This window comes from Pseudomonas sp. BN414 (assembly GCF_029871275.1).
In the GTDB taxonomy this organism is placed as follows: domain Bacteria; phylum Pseudomonadota; class Gammaproteobacteria; order Pseudomonadales; family Pseudomonadaceae; genus Metapseudomonas; species Metapseudomonas resinovorans_C.
This window is the reverse complement of record NZ_SSOL01000069.1, coordinates 49239-68746: the sequence shown is the minus strand read 5'-3', so window position 1 is coordinate 68746 and position 19508 is coordinate 49239. Positions and strand designations below refer to the sequence as shown.

At 61.9% G+C, this 19508-nt stretch carries 17 protein-coding genes; 4 read left to right on the top strand and 13 right to left on the bottom strand.

What is annotated here, in order from left to right; translation table 11 throughout:
* Positions 1–65: 65 nt before the first annotated feature.
* Entirely contained in the window at positions 66–803 is a 738-nt protein-coding gene (gene cobA, locus E8E95_RS16855) for a uroporphyrinogen-III C-methyltransferase (protein ID WP_280352030.1), read from the top strand.
* Positions 804–1085: 282 nt separating this feature from the next.
* On the opposite strand, the gene E8E95_RS16850 is transcribed toward cobA, so the two are convergent.
* From E8E95_RS16850 to ppsA, 8 genes are all read right to left on the bottom strand, one after another.
* Positions 1086–2138 (bottom strand): OmpA family protein, encoded by a 1053-nt coding sequence (locus E8E95_RS16850; RefSeq protein WP_280352027.1) that lies wholly within the window; start codon positions 2136–2138, stop codon positions 1086–1088.
* A 108-nt stretch (positions 2139–2246) separates the two neighbouring features.
* Positions 2247–2837 (bottom strand): RNA polymerase sigma factor SigX, encoded by a 591-nt coding sequence (gene sigX / locus E8E95_RS16845; protein ID WP_280352025.1) that lies wholly within the window; start codon positions 2835–2837, stop codon positions 2247–2249.
* 96 nt (positions 2838–2933) lie between these two features.
* Complete coding sequence (locus E8E95_RS16840) at positions 2934–3758, bottom strand: mechanosensitive ion channel domain-containing protein (RefSeq protein ID WP_077526063.1); 825 nt, start codon at positions 3756–3758, stop codon at positions 2934–2936.
* Positions 3759–3760: 2 nt separating this feature from the next.
* Positions 3761–4015: a CrfX protein gene (locus tag E8E95_RS16835; RefSeq protein ID WP_179062102.1), complete on the bottom strand. Its 255-nt coding sequence runs from the start codon at positions 4013–4015 to the stop codon at positions 3761–3763.
* Positions 4016–4063: 48 nt separating this feature from the next.
* Positions 4064–5059 carry a zinc transporter ZntB gene (locus tag E8E95_RS16830; RefSeq protein ID WP_280352022.1) on the bottom strand — a complete coding sequence of 332 codons (996 nt, stop codon included), beginning with the start codon at positions 5057–5059 and terminating at the stop codon, positions 4064–4066.
* 46 nt (positions 5060–5105) lie between these two features.
* The gene (gene rraA, locus E8E95_RS16825; protein ID WP_077526066.1) at positions 5106–5594 is read right to left on the bottom strand and encodes a ribonuclease E activity regulator RraA; all 489 of its coding nucleotides are present in this window, start codon (positions 5592–5594) and stop codon (positions 5106–5108) included.
* 322 nt (positions 5595–5916) lie between these two features.
* On the bottom strand, positions 5917–6903 hold the full coding sequence (locus tag E8E95_RS16820) for an alpha/beta fold hydrolase (protein ID WP_280352020.1): 987 nt from the start codon (positions 6901–6903) through the stop codon (positions 5917–5919).
* A gap of 65 nt (positions 6904–6968) precedes the next feature.
* Positions 6969–9338: a phosphoenolpyruvate synthase gene (gene ppsA, locus E8E95_RS16815; protein ID WP_280352018.1), complete on the bottom strand. Its 2370-nt coding sequence runs from the start codon at positions 9336–9338 to the stop codon at positions 6969–6971.
* A gap of 164 nt (positions 9339–9502) precedes the next feature.
* On the opposite strand from ppsA, the gene E8E95_RS16810 reads away from it, so the two are divergent.
* Positions 9503–10321, top strand: coding sequence for a pyruvate, water dikinase regulatory protein (locus E8E95_RS16810; RefSeq protein ID WP_280352016.1), 819 nt, complete (start codon positions 9503–9505; stop codon positions 10319–10321).
* A gap of 54 nt (positions 10322–10375) precedes the next feature.
* Here the strand turns inward: E8E95_RS16810 and prpF are convergent, their stop codons facing one another.
* From prpF to E8E95_RS16785, 5 genes are all read right to left on the bottom strand, one after another.
* Positions 10376–11563 (bottom strand): 2-methylaconitate cis-trans isomerase PrpF, encoded by a 1188-nt coding sequence (gene prpF, locus E8E95_RS16805; protein ID WP_280352014.1) that lies wholly within the window; start codon positions 11561–11563, stop codon positions 10376–10378.
* 96 nt (positions 11564–11659) lie between these two features.
* Positions 11660–14281, bottom strand: a complete 2622-nt coding sequence (gene acnD / locus E8E95_RS16800; RefSeq protein WP_280352011.1) for a Fe/S-dependent 2-methylisocitrate dehydratase AcnD — start codon at positions 14279–14281, stop codon at positions 11660–11662.
* Between the two features lie 2 nt (positions 14282–14283).
* On the bottom strand, positions 14284–15441 hold the full coding sequence (prpC, locus tag E8E95_RS16795; RefSeq protein ID WP_179062096.1) for a 2-methylcitrate synthase: 1158 nt from the start codon (positions 15439–15441) through the stop codon (positions 14284–14286).
* 87 nt (positions 15442–15528) lie between these two features.
* Entirely contained in the window at positions 15529–16413 is an 885-nt protein-coding gene (gene prpB / locus E8E95_RS16790; RefSeq protein WP_077526073.1) for a methylisocitrate lyase, read from the bottom strand.
* Entirely contained in the window at positions 16410–17132 is a 723-nt protein-coding gene (locus tag E8E95_RS16785; RefSeq protein ID WP_280352008.1) for a GntR family transcriptional regulator, read from the bottom strand. The genes prpB and E8E95_RS16785 overlap by 4 nt, the downstream gene beginning before the upstream one ends.
* A gap of 304 nt (positions 17133–17436) precedes the next feature.
* Here E8E95_RS16785 and E8E95_RS16780 point away from each other — a divergent pair, with 304 nt between their 5' ends.
* Positions 17437–17973 carry an ATP-dependent zinc protease gene (locus tag E8E95_RS16780; RefSeq protein ID WP_179062093.1) on the top strand — a complete coding sequence of 179 codons (537 nt, stop codon included), beginning with the start codon at positions 17437–17439 and terminating at the stop codon, positions 17971–17973.
* Between the two features lie 5 nt (positions 17974–17978).
* A complete protein-coding gene (locus E8E95_RS16775) occupies positions 17979–19505 on the top strand; it encodes an inactive transglutaminase family protein (protein ID WP_120650216.1) in 1527 nt (508 codons plus the stop codon).
* Positions 19506–19508 lie beyond the last annotated feature (3 nt).

Here is a 19508-nt window from a genome sequence, read left to right as displayed (position 1 = left end):
CTCCGACGAAGTTCTGGCGTGGACCTGAATCATTTGCGGCGCGTCGAGCGCACTGGAGTATCACAATGAATGGCAAAGTCTGGCTGGTAGGCGCGGGCCCCGGCGATCCCGAACTGCTCACCCTGAAAGCGGTGAAGGCGTTGAATCAGGCTGATGTGGTGATGATCGACGACCTGGTCAATCCAGCCGTGCTGGAACACTGTCCGGGCGCCCACGTAGTCCGTGTTGGCAAGCGCGGCGGTTGCCGCTCGACTCCGCAGGAGTTCATCCATCGCCTGATGCTGCGTTACGCGCGCCAAGGCCGTTGCGTGGTACGCCTGAAAGGCGGTGATCCGTGCATTTTCGGTCGCGGCAGCGAGGAGGCCGACTGGCTGGCCGAGCGCGGGATTGAAAGCGAACTGGTCAATGGCATCACGGCCGGACTGGCTGGCGCTACCAACTGCGGCATTCCGCTGACCCTGCGCGGCATCAGCCGCGGCGTAACCCTGGTCACCGCCCACACCCAGGACGACAGCTCCCTCAATTGGGGCGCCTTGGCGCAATCGGGCACCACCCTGGTGGTTTACATGGGCGTGGCCAAACTGGCGGACATCCATCAAGGACTGCTGGAAGGCGGCATGCCCGGGACAATGCCCGTGGCGATGATCGAGAACGCTTCACTGCCAGAGCAACGTGAATGCCGCAGCACCCTCGCGTGCATGAAAGTGGACGCCAAGGCCTTCGAACTCAAAAGTCCTGCGATCCTGGTCATCGGGGAAGTGGCCGCAGCACAGGCAGCCCTCCCGCTGGCGCAAAGCGCCTGAATCTCTCTTCGCTCCTGCGAAGTAGTGCTTGCCCGGCTCTGCCGGGCTTTTTTATGGGCTGAGTCCGCATTAAGTGTTGCAAGTGGCTGGATTGTCCGTAGGAGCTGGCTTGCCAGCGAATGGCCCCGTTTCGCTAGCAAGCTAGCTCCTACAAGGCCCCTGGACCGATGGCCGATCTCTGGCAACAGCTAACGCAGACATAGCCTTTTTATGCGGCAAGCACCTTTTTCAAGGCAAAGAAAAACCCGGCCGAGGCCGGGTTTTTCCTGCAGCTCAAACCAATTACTTGGCCTGGGCTTCTACTTCGGCTTCTACGCGGCGGTTAACAGCGCGGCCGTCAGCAGTGGCGTTGTCAGCAACCGGGCGGCTTTCGCCGTAGCCAACAGCGTTGACGCGCTCGCTACCTACACCGTACTGGTCAACCAGCACTTCACGAACGGCGTTGGCACGACGCTCGGACAGCTTCTGGTTGTAGGCGTCGGTACCAACGGAGTCGGTGTGGCCTTCAACGGTGGTGGTGGTAGTCGGGTACTGGTTCATGAAGTCAGCCAGGTTCTTGATGTCGCCGTAGCTTTCTTCTTTCACCTTGGACTTGTCGAAGTCGAACTTCACGTCCAGCTCAACACGTACGACTTCGGCAACGGCCGGGCAGCCATCGGCGTCAACGGTGACGTTGGCCGGGGTGTCCGGGCACTTGTCGACGTTGTCGCAAACGCCGTCGTTGTCGCTGTCAGCGCACACTTCAGCAACCGGGGCCGGAGCCGGCTCGGCTTGCTTGGTGGAACCGCCGAAGTTCACGCCAACACCTACGCCAGCCATCCACTCGGATTCCTGGGCGTCCAGGTTGTACATGCCGTCCAGGCCAGCCCTGGCGAAGAAGTTCTCGGTGAAGTAGTACTTCAGACCGGTGCCAATGTTGGCGAAGGTGCTGTGGTCACGACCGGTACGCGGCGGAATGTTGCTGATGTTCTGATGGGCAAAGCCGGCAGAAACGTACGGACGCAGGCCAACACCCGGGGTGCCGAAGTGGTAGATCGCATCGAGGGAAGCCAGGTTGCCCTTGATGTCCTTGTGGCCATCGGTACCGAAGGAGTCTTCGGAGGTCATGTCGTGGTATTCACCGTACGACAGAGCCAGGGAAACGTCGTCGGTCAGGTAGTAGCCTACCGAGCCGCCGTACAGGTTGCCGTTCTCGAGATCGCGAGAACTGTCGGTGAAGTAACGCTTACCGAAAGCTTCCACCTCAACTGCGCCTTGGCCCTGAGCCAGCGCGTTCAGCGAAAAGGCGGCAACAAGAGAGCCAACGGCTACGCCTAAGGTGTTTTTCAGTTTCATCCGTAAATCCCCATCTTGGTGGTCAGTAAGTTGTCGAACAATCTCCAGACAACTTGGGCGGCAATTCTAGCAGAACATACCGGCCCATAAGAGATAATTTTTCCCGAACTAAGTTTCAGAGAGTCCGGAAAATTTTTCGCGAAGGCGATCCAGCGCACGCTTGTAGCGCATTTTTGTCGCACTCAAGCCCATGTGCATAATGTCTGCGATCTCCTGAAACTCCAGCTCTGCGACAAAACGTAGCACAAGAATCTCCCGGTCGATGGGATTGACATGTACCAGCCATCGCTCCAGCCCCCCTCTTTCCTCGACCTTGGGCGTTTTTTCATCCGAGGCTTCTTCAAGGGGATCCAGACTCAGTGCATCAAGCAAGCGTCGTTTTCGGCGCTCTTTCCGATATTGGGTAATGCACTCGTTGTACGTGATGCTATATAGCCACGTCTTGAACTTCGACTTGCCTTCGAAGTTCTTCAAACCATAGAGCACCTTGAGCATGACTTCCTGGCAGACATCATCCGCGTCACGGTCGTTCCCCAAATATCGGGCACAGACGTTGAACAACGTGCGCTGGTAACGCCGCATCAATTCTTCATAGGCGCGGGTGACATGGAACAGCTCGACATGCGCACGCTCCACGAGCTCTTCATCGGAGAGCTCGCGTGGTTCATAGCGCAAGGAAAGCGATTGGGGCTTGTTCAAAACGGGTCGGGCCGACAGTCAGGTCAAAAGCCGCCGGAGCGCGGGGAACCGCGCACCTTGTCTGGCGGCATACATTAGCAGGGAAAAGCCGTCGTGTTAGCGGCTGGTTACCCGTTGATCGAGCAAAGTACGATTCGACACCGATACCAGCTCACCTTCCTCGGTGAGCAGCAGGGTCTTCACCGTGCCAATCTCTTCGATCTGCCCTTCGACATCGCCAATCTTCACTTGTTGCCCAACCTGGTAAAGCTCTCTCACGTAGATGCCGGCAAGGATCTGCCCGGCGATTTCGCGACTGCCAAGACCCAGCGCCAACGCCGCTGCCAGGCCGATGGAGATCAGCACGATGGCGATGACGTTGTTCAGCAGTTCGGTCTTGACCTCCAGTTGGCCGATGGCCACGGAGATACTGATGATGATGACCAGACCCTGAGCGAGCCTGCCCAGGCCGTGGGCGTACTCCAGGCCGACGCCCTCGGCGGCACCACGCACAAGTCCGCTGACCAGTTGCGCCAGCAATACACCGGCAAGCAGCACCAGCGCCGCACCCAGCACCTTGGGCAGGTAGAGGGCCAGCACGTCGAGGGTTGCCGAAACGCGATCCAGGCCGAGGGACTCCGCGGCGGACACCAGGAAGATCAGCAGCACGAACCAGTAGACGATCTTGCCGATCAGGGTGGAAACCGGCACCTGGATGCCGGCGCGAGCCAACATCTTGGTCAGGCCGGTGCCTGCCATCAGGCGATCCAGGCCCAGCTTGGCCAGCAGTTTGGAGAGCAAGGTATCCAGCAGCTTGGCCACCACGAAGCCCAGCAGCACCACGACCAGCGCGCCGAACAGGCGCGGGATGAAGCCCGCTACCGGTGTCCATACCGAGGTCATGGCGTTAACGAGACCTTGAGTCCAGGGGTCGAATTCCATGTTCAATCAGCCTTATCTTCAGAACGGACAGAAGCGTTGCGACGCGACACAGGCGCCAGGTGGGGCGAACCATTGTTGAGGGCGATCATCATGGCGTCGAGCCAATGCCCCATCAGGCTGAACAGATCCCCCGCGCCCACCTGGCGATTGGCAGTCTTGAGCACACGGCCCAGAGCAGCGTCGTCATCATGGTCGGGCTGCGGAGACGCCTTTAGCAGGTCCCGCAGGGATTCTTCAAACGGATCGTGCATGCGCACCTCACGTGGATATGTCGGCTAGACGTGCCCGGACCGGATCGGGTCACATCAGAGCCAGCGCAATCGACGAAACAGCCAGATCTGAAACCCTGCAATTCCGAGAATGAATACGCAGGCAATGATGAAGCCGAAAGGCGTCTCGTCGCCGGGAATTCCCCCGACGTTCATTCCCAGCAGGCCGGTGATGAAGCTCAGCGGCAGGAAGAAACCGGTGGTGATGCCAAGCAGGTACATGGTCCGGCTAGTGCGTTCGCCCTGCCGGCGACTCTCGCTTTCCAGCACCAGGCCAATGCGCTCGCGAATCAGCTCCAGCTCTTCCAGGTAGCGGGTCAGCCTGTTGTTCAGCTCATTCCAGTAGTCACTGTCGTCATCCAGGAACCAGGGCATCCGGCTGCGCGCCAACTGGCCATAGATGTCGCGCTGCGGAGCCAGGAATCGCTTGAGGCCGGCGGCGCGACGACGAATCTGCAGCATCAGGTCATGATCGGGACGGAAGCGTTCGCTGTTGTCGAGCTGCTCTTCTTGCTCATCGATGGTTTCGGACAACTCCGCCACCAACGAATCGATCTTCACGGTCAGGTGCTCCGCCAGATAGAGCAGCACCTCGGACGCAGCCTTCGGGCCGGTACCCTTCGCCCACTGCTCGATCAGCTCATCGGTGGCATGCAGCGGCCGCAGGCGGAGCGAGACGAGGCGCTGCGCCGAAGCGAAAATGCGCACCGACACCATGTCCTCGGGAACAGCTCCCGGATTCAGGTTCACGCCGCGAAGGAACAGCAGCAACTCATCATCGGGCAGGGCCAGCATTCGCGGCCGGGTGCTCTCTTCGAGCAGCAGGTCGCAGGCGAATTCGGACAGCCCGCTCTGCTCCCGCAGCCAGCGTCGCGCCAGTGGATGGCTTCGATCCCAGTGCAACCAGAGGCTTTGCTCAGGCGCCAACTGCAGGTCCGCCAGCGCTTCGCGGGAAATCGAGTCGGCACCGCCCTTCCCGTCCAGCACGAAGGCATGTACCAGCCCCCACTGGGCGTTCTGCTCCTCGAACATTCAGTCTCCTTGGAAGAAAAAGCCCGGCATCGCCGGGCTCTTTTGATCAGGCCGGCATCTGCAGGGGTTCGGGCGAAACGATGATGCCGTTGTTGTCCGCATACACATACTCGCCCGGGCGGAAGGTCACGCCACCAAAGGTCACCACCACATTCAGGTCGCCGATGCCGCGCTTGTCGGTCTTCATCGGGTGGCTCGCCAGGGCCTGGACGCCGAGGTCGGTCTGGGCGATCACATCGACGTCGCGGATGCAGCCGTAGACAACGATGCCTTCCCAGCCGTTCTTCGCAGCTTTCTCGGCAAGCATGTCGCCCAGCAGGGCTCGACGCAGGGAACCGCCGCCATCAACCACCAGCACCTTGCCCTTGCCGGGCAGATCGACCTGCTCCTTGACTACGGAGTTGTCCTCGAAGCACTTGATGGTGACGATTTCGCCGCCGAAGGAATCGCGCCCGCCGAAGTTGCTGAACATGGGCTCGACGACCTGGACCAGCTCCGGATAGGCATCGCACAGATCAGGGGTAACGTATTGCATGGACATCTCCTTGATAGCAGTTACAGATCGAGACCGATGCGGTCGCCGTCATAGCCCAGCGACGGGCGCTACAGCCGAGGGCAATGCTGAGACGGCCCTCCAAGGTGCCTGGTAGAGCGGCGCCCTGATGTGGACAGCGATTTTCCATGAGGATCAGCTGCTGATCAACGACGTTCAGCAACGATCACCATCCACCCACCTGCAAAGCGCCGTCCAATCACCCCACCACGACGCATGCGGAGCCTCCGCCGCTCAATGATTCCCGCCATCTTTAGCACAGCCTTCCAGCACCCGAAACCAGAAACTACGGGCAGCAGGCGGACTAGAGCGCCGCGCCCTCCGCCGATGATGCTGTCGTGGGCAGACACAGGTGCTCCAACCAGTGGGCAACCAGCGGCCAGACTTCACGTTCGGCAACCTTGCTCACCAGCATTTCAATGTGGCCGAAGTCGTCGCTGAATCCCTCGTCCTTCGCCAGACGTAGGAAATGGCTGTTCTCCCGAGGCACTTGCTCCACCAGCTTGCGACATGCCCAGACAGGATCCTGCAGGTCGCCCGCAGCTGCCACGCCCAGCACGGGGATGCGCACGTCCGCCAACCCGGCCCACCAATCGCGCTCGGTATCGCCGAATCGACCGAACAGGCCATGCCAACGCATGCTCTCCAGGACGAGACCAATGGGTTCGTCTTCCGGCCCGCGCTTGAGGCGCGCCCCCGAAAGCACCTGGAATCGTTTGAGCAGCATTCGCCCACCCCAGGCCACCGGCGGTACTTTCAGCGGCCAGTAGACCCGACTGACCTGGCTGCCGAACAACGCGGCGGACGCCACGTCCTCTTCGCCCAGATAGTGCCCGCCCAAGGCAGCCGCAAGGGTCGTGCCGCCCAGGGAATGCCCTATCCAGTGCGGTGCCTGAGCGCATTGCTCACGAACGAAGGCCGCAATGGCGGGCAGATCGAAGCGTGCGTAATCGGCCACACGGTTGCGGCGGTAATGCTGGTTGCGCGGCGACAGGCCGTGACCGCGCATCTCGGCGATCCATACGTCGAAGCCGGCGCGGACCAGATAGGGTCCAAGCCCCAGGCCTTTGGGCGAATACCAGAACCGGCGATTGGAGAAACTGCCGTGGACCAGGATGACCGGCACACCCCGAGCGCCCTCCTGGCCAAGAAGACCAAGACGCGTCAGGACCAGCTCGACACTGGCGTCGGGACTATTGCCGGGCTTCAGGCGATAGACGTCTTCGGTCAGGTCGCCACGGAGTTCCGCGCTTATCAGCGCAACGGGAAAGAGTTCGCTACTGCTTTGCATGATTGCTGCTTGCACAAAAAAAGGGCGGGTATCAAACCCGCCCTTTTTGTTTCGACTTACGAGGATCAGGCCTGACCTTCCGCCAGGAAGAACCAGGTATCCAACACGGAGTCAGGGTTCAGGGACACGCTCTCGATGCCCTGCTCCATCAGCCACTTGGCCAGATCCGGGTGGTCGGACGGGCCCTGGCCGCAGATGCCGATGTACTTGCCAGCGTTGTTGCAGGCGGAAATGGCATTGGCCAGCAGCTTCTTGACCGCCGGATTACGCTCGTCGAACAGGTGGGCGACGATGCCGGAGTCGCGGTCCAGGCCCAGGGTCAGCTGGGTCAGGTCGTTGGAGCCGATGGAGAAGCCGTCGAAGAACTCCAGGAACTCATCGGCCAGCAGCGCGTTGGACGGCAGCTCGCACATCATGATGACTTTCAGGCCATTCTCGCCGCGCTTCAGACCATTGCTGGCCAGCAGCTCGACCACCTGGCTCGCCTCGCCCAGGGTACGCACGAAGGGAACCATGATCTCGACGTTGGTCAGGCCCATCTCGTTGCGCACTTTCTTCAGCGCGCGGCATTCCAGCTCGAAGCAGTCACGGAAGGACTCGCTGATATAGCGGGAAGCACCACGGAAGCCCAGCATCGGGTTCTCTTCTTCCGGCTCGTACAGCTTGCCGCCGATCAGGTTGGCGTATTCGTTGGACTTGAAGTCCGACAGGCGCACGATGACTTTCTTCGGCCAGAAGGCCGCGGCCAGGGTGCTGATGCCCTCGACCAGTTTCTCGACGTAGAAGCCAACCGGGTCGTTGTAACCGGCAATGCGCTTCTCGACGCTTTCCTTGATCTCCGCCGGCAGGCTGGCGAAGTTCAGCAGCGCCTTCGGGTGCACGCCGATCATGCGGTTGATGATGAATTCCAGGCGGGCCAGGCCCACGCCCTCGTTGGGCAGTTGGGCGAAATCGAAGGCGCGATCCGGGTTGCCGACGTTCATCATGATCTTGAACGGCAGGTCGGGCATGGCATCGACGGAGTTGGTGCGGATATCGAAGCCCAGCTGGCCTTCGAAGATGAAGCCGGTGTCACCCTCGGCGCACGAAACGGTTACGCCCTGGCCGTCCTGAAGCACCTGGGTGGCGTTGCCGCAACCCACGACTGCAGGAATACCGAGCTCACGGGCGATGATCGCCGCGTGGCAGGTACGGCCACCGCGGTTGGTGACGATAGCGCTGGCGCGCTTCATCACGGGCTCCCAGTCCGGGTCGGTCATGTCGGAGACCAGCACGTCGCCCGGCTGGACCTTGTCCATCTCGGATACGTCGTGGATCACGCGGACCTGGCCGGCGCCGATGCGCTGGCCAATGGCACGGCCTTCCACCAGGACCTTGCCCTTTTCCTTGAGCAGGTAGCGCTCCATCACGGTGGCGCTGGAACGGCTCTTCACGGTTTCCGGACGGGCCTGAACGATATACAGCTTGCCGTCGTCACCGTCCTTGGCCCACTCGATGTCCATCGGGCGGCCGTAGTGTTTCTCGATGATCAGGGCCTGCTTGGCCAGTTCGGTCACTTCGGCGTCGGACAGGGAGAAGCGGGCGCGGTCGGCGCGATCCACTTCCACGGTCTTCACCGATTTGCCGGCCTTGGCTTCCTCGCCGTAGACCATCTTGATTGCCTTGCTGCCCAGGTTGCGGCGCAGGATGGCGGGACGACCGGTTTCCAGGGTCGCCTTGTGCACGTAGAACTCGTCGGGGTTGACGGCGCCCTGCACCACGGTCTCGCCGAGGCCGTAGGCGGAGGTGATGAACACCACGTCACGGAAGCCGGATTCGGTATCCAGGGTGAACATCACGCCGGCGGTGCCGGTTTCCGAGCGGACCATGCGCTGTACGCCGGCGGACAGTGCGACCAGCTTGTGGTCGAAGCCCTGGTGTACGCGGTAGGCGATGGCGCGGTCGTTGAACAGGGAAGCGAAGACTTCCTTGGCAGCGCGGATCACGTTGTCCACGCCACGGATATTCAGGAAGGTTTCCTGCTGGCCGGCGAAGGATGCGTCAGGCAGGTCTTCGGCGGTGGCGGAGGAACGCACGGCAACGGCCATGTTGTCGTTGCCAGCGGCCATCGCGGTGAAGGCGGTGCGAATTTCCGCATCCAGACGGGTCGGGAACTCAGCGTCCATCACCCACTGGCGGATCTGCGCGCCAGTCTTGGCGAGGGCATTGACGTCATCTACGTCCAGGGCATCGAGGGCAGCGTGAATGCGCTCATTCAGGCCGCTCTGCTCGAGGAAGTCACGGTAGGCCTGCGCAGTAGTGGCGAAACCACCGGGAACGGAAACACCGGCACCAGCCAGATTGCTGATCATCTCGCCCAGGGATGCGTTCTTGCCCCCCACATGCTCAACATCGTGAACGCCGAGCTTATCGAGGGAAACTACGTACTCTACCAAGGTGATCTCTCCACTATTTGTTGGAAAAGCTCATGCGGAACAGCTCCGCAGCGTTCTGGCGCTTGTCCAGAAAAATACGTCACAATGCCGACCGGCTCGGGCCTGGCGAAAAACGCGGCCTATCATAGCCAAGAATCGATCCTGACTTAAGGCCTTTGGCGCAAATGAAACGAACCGCTTTCTTCATTTCCGACGGTACCGGTATCACTGCGGAAACCCTTGGCCAGAGCCTCCTGGCGCAGTTCGAAACCATCACCTTCAACAAGATCACGCGGCCCTATATCGACAGCGTTGAAAAAGCGCGCGCCATGGTACAGCAAATCAACAAGGCCGCGGAGGTGGACGGGGCCCGCCCGATCATCTTCGACACTATCGTAAACCAGGAAATCCGCGACATCCTGGCCACTTCCAACGGCTTCATGATCGACATCTTCTCGACCTTCCTTTCGCCGCTGGAACAAGAACTTACCTCACATTCGTCCTACTCGGTCGGCAAATCTCACTCGATTGGTCACCACACCAATTACATGGAGCGGATCGAGGCGGTGAACTTCGCCCTGGACAACGACGACGGTGCCCGCACGCACTACTACGACAAGGCTGACCTGATCCTCGTCGGCGTGTCGCGCTGCGGAAAGACTCCGACCTGCCTATATATGGCAATGCAATACGGAATTCGTGCCGCAAATTATCCGCTTACCGAAGAGGATATGGAGCGACTGCAACTCCCCGCCGCCCTGAAAAAGTACAAGAGCAAGCTGTTCGGCCTGACCATCGACCCGGACCGCCTCACCGCTATCCGCAACGAGCGCAAGCCCAACAGTCGCTACGCCAGCTTCGCCCAGTGCGAGTTCGAAGTACGCGAGGTGGAAAACCTCTTCCGCCGCGAGAACATCACCTTCATTAACTCCACCCATTTCTCGGTAGAAGAGATTTCCGCCAAGATCCTGGTGGAGAAAGGCGTCGAACGCCGGCTCAAGTAAGCCAGACGTTGATGAAAAAGCCCGCTTCGGCGGGCTTTTTTCACGCTTGCCTTTTTAGAAGGAATCGCCAGGCACGCGAACCCATCCTTCCATCAGTACCCGCGCACTGCGGCTCATGATGGCCTTGGTGACCTGCCACTGGCCGTCTACCTCGCGGGCCTCGGCGCCCACGCGCAAGGTGCCCGACGGATGCCCGAAACGCACGGCGCTGCGCTCGCCGCCACCGGCCGCGAGGTTCACCAGGGTACCGGGAATGGCCGCAGCGGTGCCGATGGCCACGGCGGCAGTGCCCATCATCGCGTGGTGCAGCTTGCCCATGGACAGCGCGCGCACCAGCAGGTCGATTTCACCTGCCTGTACTTCCTTGCCACTCGACGTGCGGTAATTCTTCGCCGGAGCGACAAAGGCAATCTTCGGCGTATGCTGGCGAGTCGCCGCCTCTTCAGGGGTCTTGATCAGACCCATTCGCAGGGCGCCGGCGACACGGATCTTCTCGAAGCGCGCCAACTGCTCGGGATCTCCGTTAATGGCTTCACGCAACTCGGCGCCGGTGTAGCCGATGTCCTCGGCGTTGACGAACACAGTCGGGATGCCGGCGCTGATCATGGTCGCCTTGAAGGTGCCGACACCGGGCACTTCCAGGTCGTCCACGAGATTGCCGGTGGGGAACATCGAGCCCCCCTCCTCCCCGTCGTCGGACGGATCGATGAACTCCAGCACGATTTCCGCAGCCGGGAAGGTCACACCGTCGAGTTCGAAGTCGCCGGTTTCCTGGATCTGGCCATTGGTGACCGGCACATGGGCAATGATGGTTTTCTGGATGTTCGCCTGCCAGATGCGCACCACGCAGGTCCCGTTGTCGGGAATCCGCGCAGGATCCACCAGCCCGGCATGCAGCGCGAAGGCGCCAGCGGCGGTAGAGAGATTGCCGCAGTTGCCACTCCAGTCGACGAAGGCCTTGTCGATGGAAATCTGACCGTAGAGGTAGTCGACGTCGTGATCCGGCTGACTGCTCTTCGACAGGATCACGCACTTGCTGGTACTGGAAGTGGCGCCACCCATACCGTCGATATGTGCCGAGTACGGGTCGGGACTGCCGATCACTCGCATGAACAGCTTGTCACGCGCCTGGCCGGGCACCTGGCAGCGCTCGGGCAGGTCCTGCAGGCGGAAGAACACGCCCTTGCTGGTGCCACCGCGGATGTAGGTGGCGGGGATTTTCACTTGGGGTACGTGGGCCATTCTCATGTCCTGTAGGTAGGGTAAGAGCGGGCCTGCCCGCGAATTAGCCCCCGGGCCGGGAGCTATTCGCGAGCAAGCTCGCTCCTACAGATGGGGCTAGCCGACCGCTTTTTCCGCCGAGGACTCAAGGAAGTCCTGAGCAAAGCGCTGCAGCACGCCACCAGCCTCGTAGATCGACACCTCTTCGGCGGTATCCAGGCGGCAGGTCACCGGCACCTTGAGCGATTCGCCATTGGTACGGCGAATGACCAGGGTCAGGTCGGCACGCGGCTTGCGCTCGCCGATCACGTCGAAGGTCTCGGTGCCGTCGATGCCGAGGGTCTTGCGGGTAGTACCCGGCTTGAACTCCAGCGGTAGCACGCCCATGCCGATCAGGTTGGTGCGGTGGATGCGCTCGAAGCCTTCGGCCACGATCGACTCGACACCCGCCAGGCGCACGCCCTTGGCCGCCCAGTCACGGGACGAACCCTGGCCGTAGTCGGCGCCGGCGATGATGATCAGCGGCTGCTTGCGATCCATGTAGGTCTCGATGGCTTCCCACATGCGCATCACCTTGCCTTCCGGCTCGACGCGAGTGAGGGAACCCTTTTTCACCTCGCCATCGACCACGGCCATTTCGTTCACCAGCTGCGGGTTGGCGAAGGTGGCGCGCTGGGCGGTCAGGTGATCGCCGCGGTGGGTGGCGTAGGAGTTGAAGTCCTCCTCCGGCAGGCCCATTTTCGCCAGGTATTCGCCAGCCGCCGAGTTCGCCATGATCGCGTTGGACGGCGACAGGTGGTCGGTGGTGATGTTGTCCGGCAGCACCGCCAGGGGACGCATGCCCTTGAGGGTGCGCTCGCCGGCCAGGGCGCCTTCCCAATACGGCGGACGGCGGATGTAGGTACTCATCGGACGCCAGTCGTACAGCGGGCTCTCGGCTTCCTTCACGGTGCCCAGGTCGAACATCGGGATGTAGATCTGCTTGAACTGCTCGGGCTTCACCGAGGCGGCGACGATGGCGTCGATCTCCTCGTCGCTCGGCCACAGGTCCTTCAGGGTGACGGGATTGCCGGCCAGGTCATGACCCAGCACATCCTGCTCGATGTCGAAGCGCACGGTGCCGGCAATCGCGTAGGCCACCACCAGCGGCGGCGAAGCCAGGAAGGCCTGCTTGGCGTACGGATGGATACGGCCGTCGAAGTTACGGTTGCCGGACAGCACCGCCGTGGCATAGAGGTCACGGTCGATGATTTCCTGCTGGATCACCGGGTCCAGCGCACCGGACATGCCGTTGCAGGTGGTGCAGGCGTAGGCGACGATACCGAAGCCGAGCTTCTCCAGTTCCGGCAGCAGGCCGGATTCTTCCAGGTACAGCTTGGCGACCTTGGAACCCGGTGCGAAAGACGTTTTCACCCAGGGCTTGCTCACCAGCCCGAGGTCGTTGGCCTTCTTCGCCAGCAGACCGGCGGCCACGACGTTGCGCGGGTTGGAGGTGTTGGTGCAGCTGGTGATGGCGGCGATGATCACCGCGCCATCCGGCATCAGGCCATCGGCTTCCTCGGCCTTGCCGGCTTCCAGCTTCGCCTCGTCGGCGATACCGCGCTCGGCCAGCGCGGAAGTCGGCAGGCGACGATGGGGGTTGGAAGGACCCGCCATGTTGCGCACCACGCTGGACAGGTCGAACTGCAGCACGCGCTCGTACTCGGCGGTGACCAGCGCATCAGCCCACAGACCGGTAGTCCGGGCGTAGTTCTCCACCAGTTCTACCTGCTCCGGCTCGCGGCCAGTCAGCTTGAGGTAGTCGATGGTTTGCTGGTCGATGTAGAACATCGCCGCGGTGGCGCCGTATTCCGGGCACATGTTGGAAATGGTGGCGCGGTCGCCGATGGACAGGCTGTCAGCACCTTCGCCGAAGAATTCGACGTAAGCGCCCACCACCTTCTCCTTGCGCAGAAACTCGGTCAGGGCCAGGACGATATCGGTGGCAGTGATGCCGGGCTGGCGCTTGCCAGTCAACTTGACGCCGACGATGTCGGGCAGACGCATCATCGATGCGCGGCCGAGCATTACGGTTTCCGCTTCCAGGCCACCCACGCCGATGGCGATCACGCCCAGGGCATCCACGTGTGGGGTGTGGCTGTCAGTACCGACGCAGGTGTCGGGGAAGGCCACGCCGCCACGCGCCTGGATCACCGGGCTCATTTTCTCCAGGTTGATCTGGTGCATGATGCCGTTGCCGGCCGGGATCACATCGACGTTCTTGAACGCGGTCTTGGTCCACTCGATGAAGTGGAAGCGATCCTCGTTGCGGCGTTCCTCGACAGCACGGTTCTTCTCGAAGGCATCCGGATCGGAGCCGCCGAATTCCACGGCCAGCGAGTGGTCGACGATCAACTGGGTCGGCACCACCGGGTTGACCTTGGACGGATCACCGCCCTGTTCGGCGATGGCGTCACGCAGGCCGGCCAGGTCTACCAGGGCGGTCTGGCCGAGGATGTCGTGGCAGACCACGCGGGCCGGGTACCAGGGGAAGTCGAGGTCGCGCTTGCGCTCGATCAGCTGCTTGAGCGAATCGGTCAGCATGGCCGGGTCGCAGCGGCGCACCAGTTGCTCGGCCAGCACGCGGGAGGTGTACGGCAGCGTGGCGTAGGCGCCCGGAGCGATGGCATCCACCGCCTCGCGGGTATCGAAGTAGTCGAGCGCCGTGCCCGGCAGGCTCTTGCGGTATTGGCTATTCATGATTAGGCACGGTCCTTCAGGGGAACGAACTTCAGGTCTTCCGGGCCGACGTAGTTGGCGCTCGGACGGATGATCTTGCCGTCGATGCGTTGCTCGATGACGTGGGAGGACCAGCCGGAGGTACGGGCGATCACGAACAGCGGAGTGAACATGGCGGTGGGCACGCCCATCATGTGGTAGCTCACGGCGCTGAACCAGTCGAGGTTGGGGAACATCTTCTTGATTTCCCACATGGTCGACTCAAGGCGCTCGGCGATGTCGTACATCTTGGTGTTCTTCTGCTCGGCGGAGAGTTCGCGAGCGACTTCCTTGATCACCTTGTTGCGCGGGTCGGACACGGTGTAGACCGGATGACCGAAGCCGATCACCACTTCCTTCTTCTCGACGCGGGCGCGGATGTCGGCTTCCGCCTCGTCCGGGTTGTCGTAGCGCTTCTGGATCTCGAAGGCCACTTCGTTGGCGCCGCCGTGCTTCGGCCCACGCAGCGCGCCAATGGCGCCGGTGATGCAGGAGAACATGTCGGAGCCGGTGCCAGCGATCACGCGGGAGGTGAAGGTGGAGGCGTTGAATTCGTGCTCGGCGTAGAGGATCAGCGAGGTGTGCATGGCGCGGACCCAGGAGTCGCGCGGCTTTTCACCGTGCAGCAGGTGCAGGAAGTGACCGCCGATGGAGTCGTCGTCGGTCTCGACGTCGATGCGCTTGCCGTTGTGGCTGAAGTGGTACCAGTAGAGCAGCGCGGAGCCGAGGGAAGCCATCAGCTTGTCGGCGATATCGCGAGCGCCCGGATGGTTGTGGTCATCCTTCTCCGGGGACAGGCAGCCCAGTACGGAGACGGCGGTACGCATCACGTCCATCGGGTGGGCGGACGGCGGCAGTTGCTCAAGGGCGGCCTTGACGCCAGCCGGCAGGCCGCGCAGGGCCTTCAGCTTGGCTTTGTAGCCAGCCAGTTCGGCGACGTTCGGCAGCTTGCCGTGCACCAGCAGGTGAGCGATTTCCTCGAACTCACAGGCGTTGGCAAAATCGAGAATGTCGTAGCCACGGTAGTGCAGGTCATTGCCGGTACGGCCAACGGTGCACAGAGCGGTGTTGCCAGCGGCGGTGCCACTCAGGGCCACGGACTTCTTCGGTTTGAAGGCAGTAGTGGTTTCGGAAGCGCTCATCGCGTGATTCTCCTCATTTCAATCCGGTAGTTTGAGTCTTGTTATTCCGCAGGCCGCCCCATTAATGAAGGGGCGGCCCACTTCCGGTTACTTCTTGGCAGCGAACAGCGCGTCGAGCTTCTGCTCGAAGGCGTGGTAGCCGATGCGGTCGTACAGTTCCGCGCGGGTCTGCATCAGGTCGATGACTTCCTTCTGATGGCCGTCGCGGCGAATCGCGGTGTAAACAGCCTCGGCTGCCTTGTTGGCGGCACGGAAGGCCGACAGCGGATAAAGCTGGATGGCGACGCCGACCGAAGCCAGTTCATCGCGCGAGAACAGCGGGGTCGCACCGAATTCGGTGATGTTGGCCAGCACCGGTACGCCCAGCGCATCGACGAAGCGCTTGTAGGTCGGCAGGTCGTAGGCGGCTTCGGCGAAGATGGCGTCGGCACCCGCTTCCACGTACTGCTGGCAGCGCTCGATGGCGGCGTCCACGCCTTCAGCCTGGATGGCGTCGGTACGGGCGATCAGGAAGAACGCCGGATCGGTCTTGGCATCGGCAGCGGCCCTGACGCGGTCGACCATCTCCTCAGTGGAAACGATCTCCTTGCCCGGACGGTGACCGCAGCGCTTGGCGCCAACCTGGTCTTCGATGTGGGCAGCGGCCGCGCCAGCCTTGATCAGGTTCTTGACGGTGCGTTCGATGTTGAAGGCGCTGGGACCGAAGCCGGTGTCGATGTCCACCAGCAGCGGCAGGTCGCACACGTCGGTGATGCGGCGTACGTCGGTCAGCACGTCATCGAGGGTGTTGATGCCCAGGTCCGGCAGGCCCAGCGAACCCGCGGCGACACCGCCGCCGGACAGGTAGATGGCCTTGAAGCCGGCGCGCTTGGCCAGCAGCGCATGGTTGGCGTTGATGGCGCCGATGACCTGCAGAGGATGTTCTTCGGCGATGGCGTCGCGGAAGCGCTGGCCGGCGGTTTTCTGACTCATGACTCACCTCGTGTTTTGGACGGGTTGGCGAGCGCTTCCTGGTAGTGGCGCTCGATATTGCGCTTGGAGGCACCGATGTGACGGCGCATCAGCAACTCGGCCAGTTCGCCGTCACGATCGGCGATGGCATCGAGAATTCGGTGGTGCTCGTTGAAGGCCTGGCGGGGGCGATTCGGCACGGAAGAAAACTGTAGGCGGTACATGCGCACGAGCTGGTACAGCTCGCCGCAAAGCATCTTGGTCAGGGTCTGATTGCCACTGCCCTGGATGATCCGGTAGTGGAAGTCGAAGTCGCCTTCCTGCTGGTAGTAGCCGCGTCCAGCCTGGAAGGCCTCGTCGCGTTCGTGGGTATCCAGCACCCGGCGCAGCTCGTCGATCTCCGACTGGCTCATGCGCTCAGCGGCCAGGCGGCAGGCCATGCCTTCCAGGGATTCGCGAATTTCGTACAGCTCGATCAGCTCGGCATGGCCGAGGGACACCACCCGCGCACCGACGTGGGGCACACGTACCAGCAGGCGCTGCCCTTCCAGGCGATGGATCGCCTCGCGCAGGGGGCCACGGCTGATTCCGTAGGTCCGCGCCAGCTCGGGCTCGGAGATCTTGCTGCCCGGAGCGATCTCGCCGCGCACGATGGCCGTCTGGATACGCCGGAATACGCTTTCGGAGAGCGTTTCCGTGTCCAGCTGATCAGTAACGATGGCTTCAGGAGCGTCAATCATGATTGTCGACACATTGTTATTCGATGGGGCAAAACTACCCCCACCAACCCACGCATGTCAAACAAACACCGACCAATTGTCGACAATCCGTCTAATAGCCAAAAAACCAGGTACGGCATCACGCTCCAGCACCTGAAGCCATAAGCGTCTGTCGCGCCGGAAAATCCGCGTGTTAGAATGCGCGCCGCCAGCGCCAGTCTGGGCGCCAATGACTTGCCTGCTAGACTCCCAGACCAGGCGCCGCAGCCAAGATGGCCGTGGGCCGGGCTCCTGGACCGATGACCGCGTTACGCTCAAAGGACTTATGACACTCAAGCCCTTCGCCCCCTTTGCCTGCCTGCTTGCCCTCCCCGGACTTGGCTTCGCCACCGAGAAGACCGTCTACGGTCTCAATGAATACGCCAAGCTGAAGGATCTCGACCTGGAGGTCGCCGCCAAGCTCGACACCGGCGCCAAGACCGCATCCCTCAGTGCGCGCGATATCAAGCGTTTCAAGAAGGACGGCGAGACCTGGGTGCGCTTCTACCTGGCTATCGACGACGCCCACGAGCATCCGATCGAGCGCCCCCTGGCCCGAATCAGCAAGATCAAACGCCGCGCCGGGGACTTCAACCCCGACGAAGGCAAGACCTACACCGCACGCCCGGTCATCGAACTGGAGGTGTGCATGGGCAAGGCCCTGCGGCAGATCGAAGTGAACCTGACCGACCGTAGTGCTTTCCAATACCCGCTTCTGATCGGTTCCGAGGCGCTCAAGCGCTTCGATGCACTGGTCGACCCGAGCCTTAAATACGCTGCCGGCAAACCCGGCTGTGCCACCGACGCAAACTCTGACGAGTAACCCACATGCGCTCTCTTACCCTGCATCTGAAAGTCCTGATCACCCTGTTGGTGAGCCTGGGCGTTCTGATAACGGCCTACCAGATATTCATCCAGGGCATTCCGATCACCGAGGATGCGACCGACGACCTCTGGAACATCGACGCCAAGGTCGAGTTCCAGGCGAATCCGCGCGATCCGGTGAAGGTCCAGATGTTCGTTCCGCCGCTGAACCGGGACTACGTCAGCCTCAACGAGAGCTTCATCTCCAACAACTATGGGGTGAGCATCAATCGCGCCGACGGCAACCGCAAGGTGACCTGGTCCGCCCGTCGCGCCAGTGGCAACCAGACCCTCTACTACCGCCTGGTGTTGACCAAGCGCTACAGCGGCGAGAAGCCCAAGGACAAGGGTCCGATCTTCCGCGACAGCATTCCGGTGGAAGGCCCCGAGAAGATCGCCGCCGAAGCCCTGCTGGCTCCCATCCGCCAGCACTCGGCTGACGTCGAGACCTTCATCAGCGAGACCATCAAGCGGGTCAACAACCTGAACGATGACAACGTCAAGCTGCTGCTGGCCGGCGACACCGGCACCCCGAACAAGGCCAAGGCCATCGAGCTGCTGCTGTCCATCGCCCACGTCCCGATGGAGCGCGTCCACACCATTCGCCTGATGAGCGAACAGGCCCAGAGCCCCGAGCTCTGGCTGCGCAGCTTCAACGGCGAGAACTGGCTGTACTTCAACCCGGACACCGGCGAGCAGGGCCTGCCCAGCGACCGCCTGATCTGGTGGACCGGTGACGACAACCTGATCACCGTCGACGGCGGCAAGAAGGTCCAGGTGACCTTCAGCATGAACAACAGCGAGATGAACGCCATCCGCCTGGCCAAGCTGACCGACGAGAACACCGACGCCGACTTCCTCGAGTACTCGCTCTACGGCCTGCCGCTGCAGACCCAGCAGACCTACCAGATCATGATCATGATCCCGATCGGCGTGCTGGTGATCCTGATCCTGCGTAACCTCGGCGGCCTGCAGACCCTGGGTACCTTCACCCCGGTGCTGATCGCCCTCGCCTTCCGCGAAACCCAACTGGGCTTCGGCATCGTGCTGTTCACCATCATCACCGCGCTCGGCCTGTCGCTACGGTCGTACCTTGAGCACTTGAAGCTACAGATGTTGCCAAGGCTCTCGGTGGTGCTGACCTTCGTGGTGGTGCTGATCGCGGTGATCAGCCTGCTGAGCCACAAGCTCGGCCTGGAACGCGGCCTGTCCGTGGCCCTGTTCCCGATGGTGATCCTGACCATGACCATCGAACGCCTGTCCATCACCTGGGAAGAGCGCGGCGGCGGCCATGCCTTCAAGGTGGCCATCGGCACCCTGGTCGCGGCCACCCTGGCGCACCTGCTGATGACCGTGCCGGAGCTGACCTACTTCATCTTCACCTTCCCGGCCGTGCTGCTGATCATGGTGGGCTTCATGCTGGCGATGGGTCGCTACCGCGGCTACCGCCTGACCGAGCTCTTCCGCTTCAAAGCCTTCCTGAAGGACTGAGCC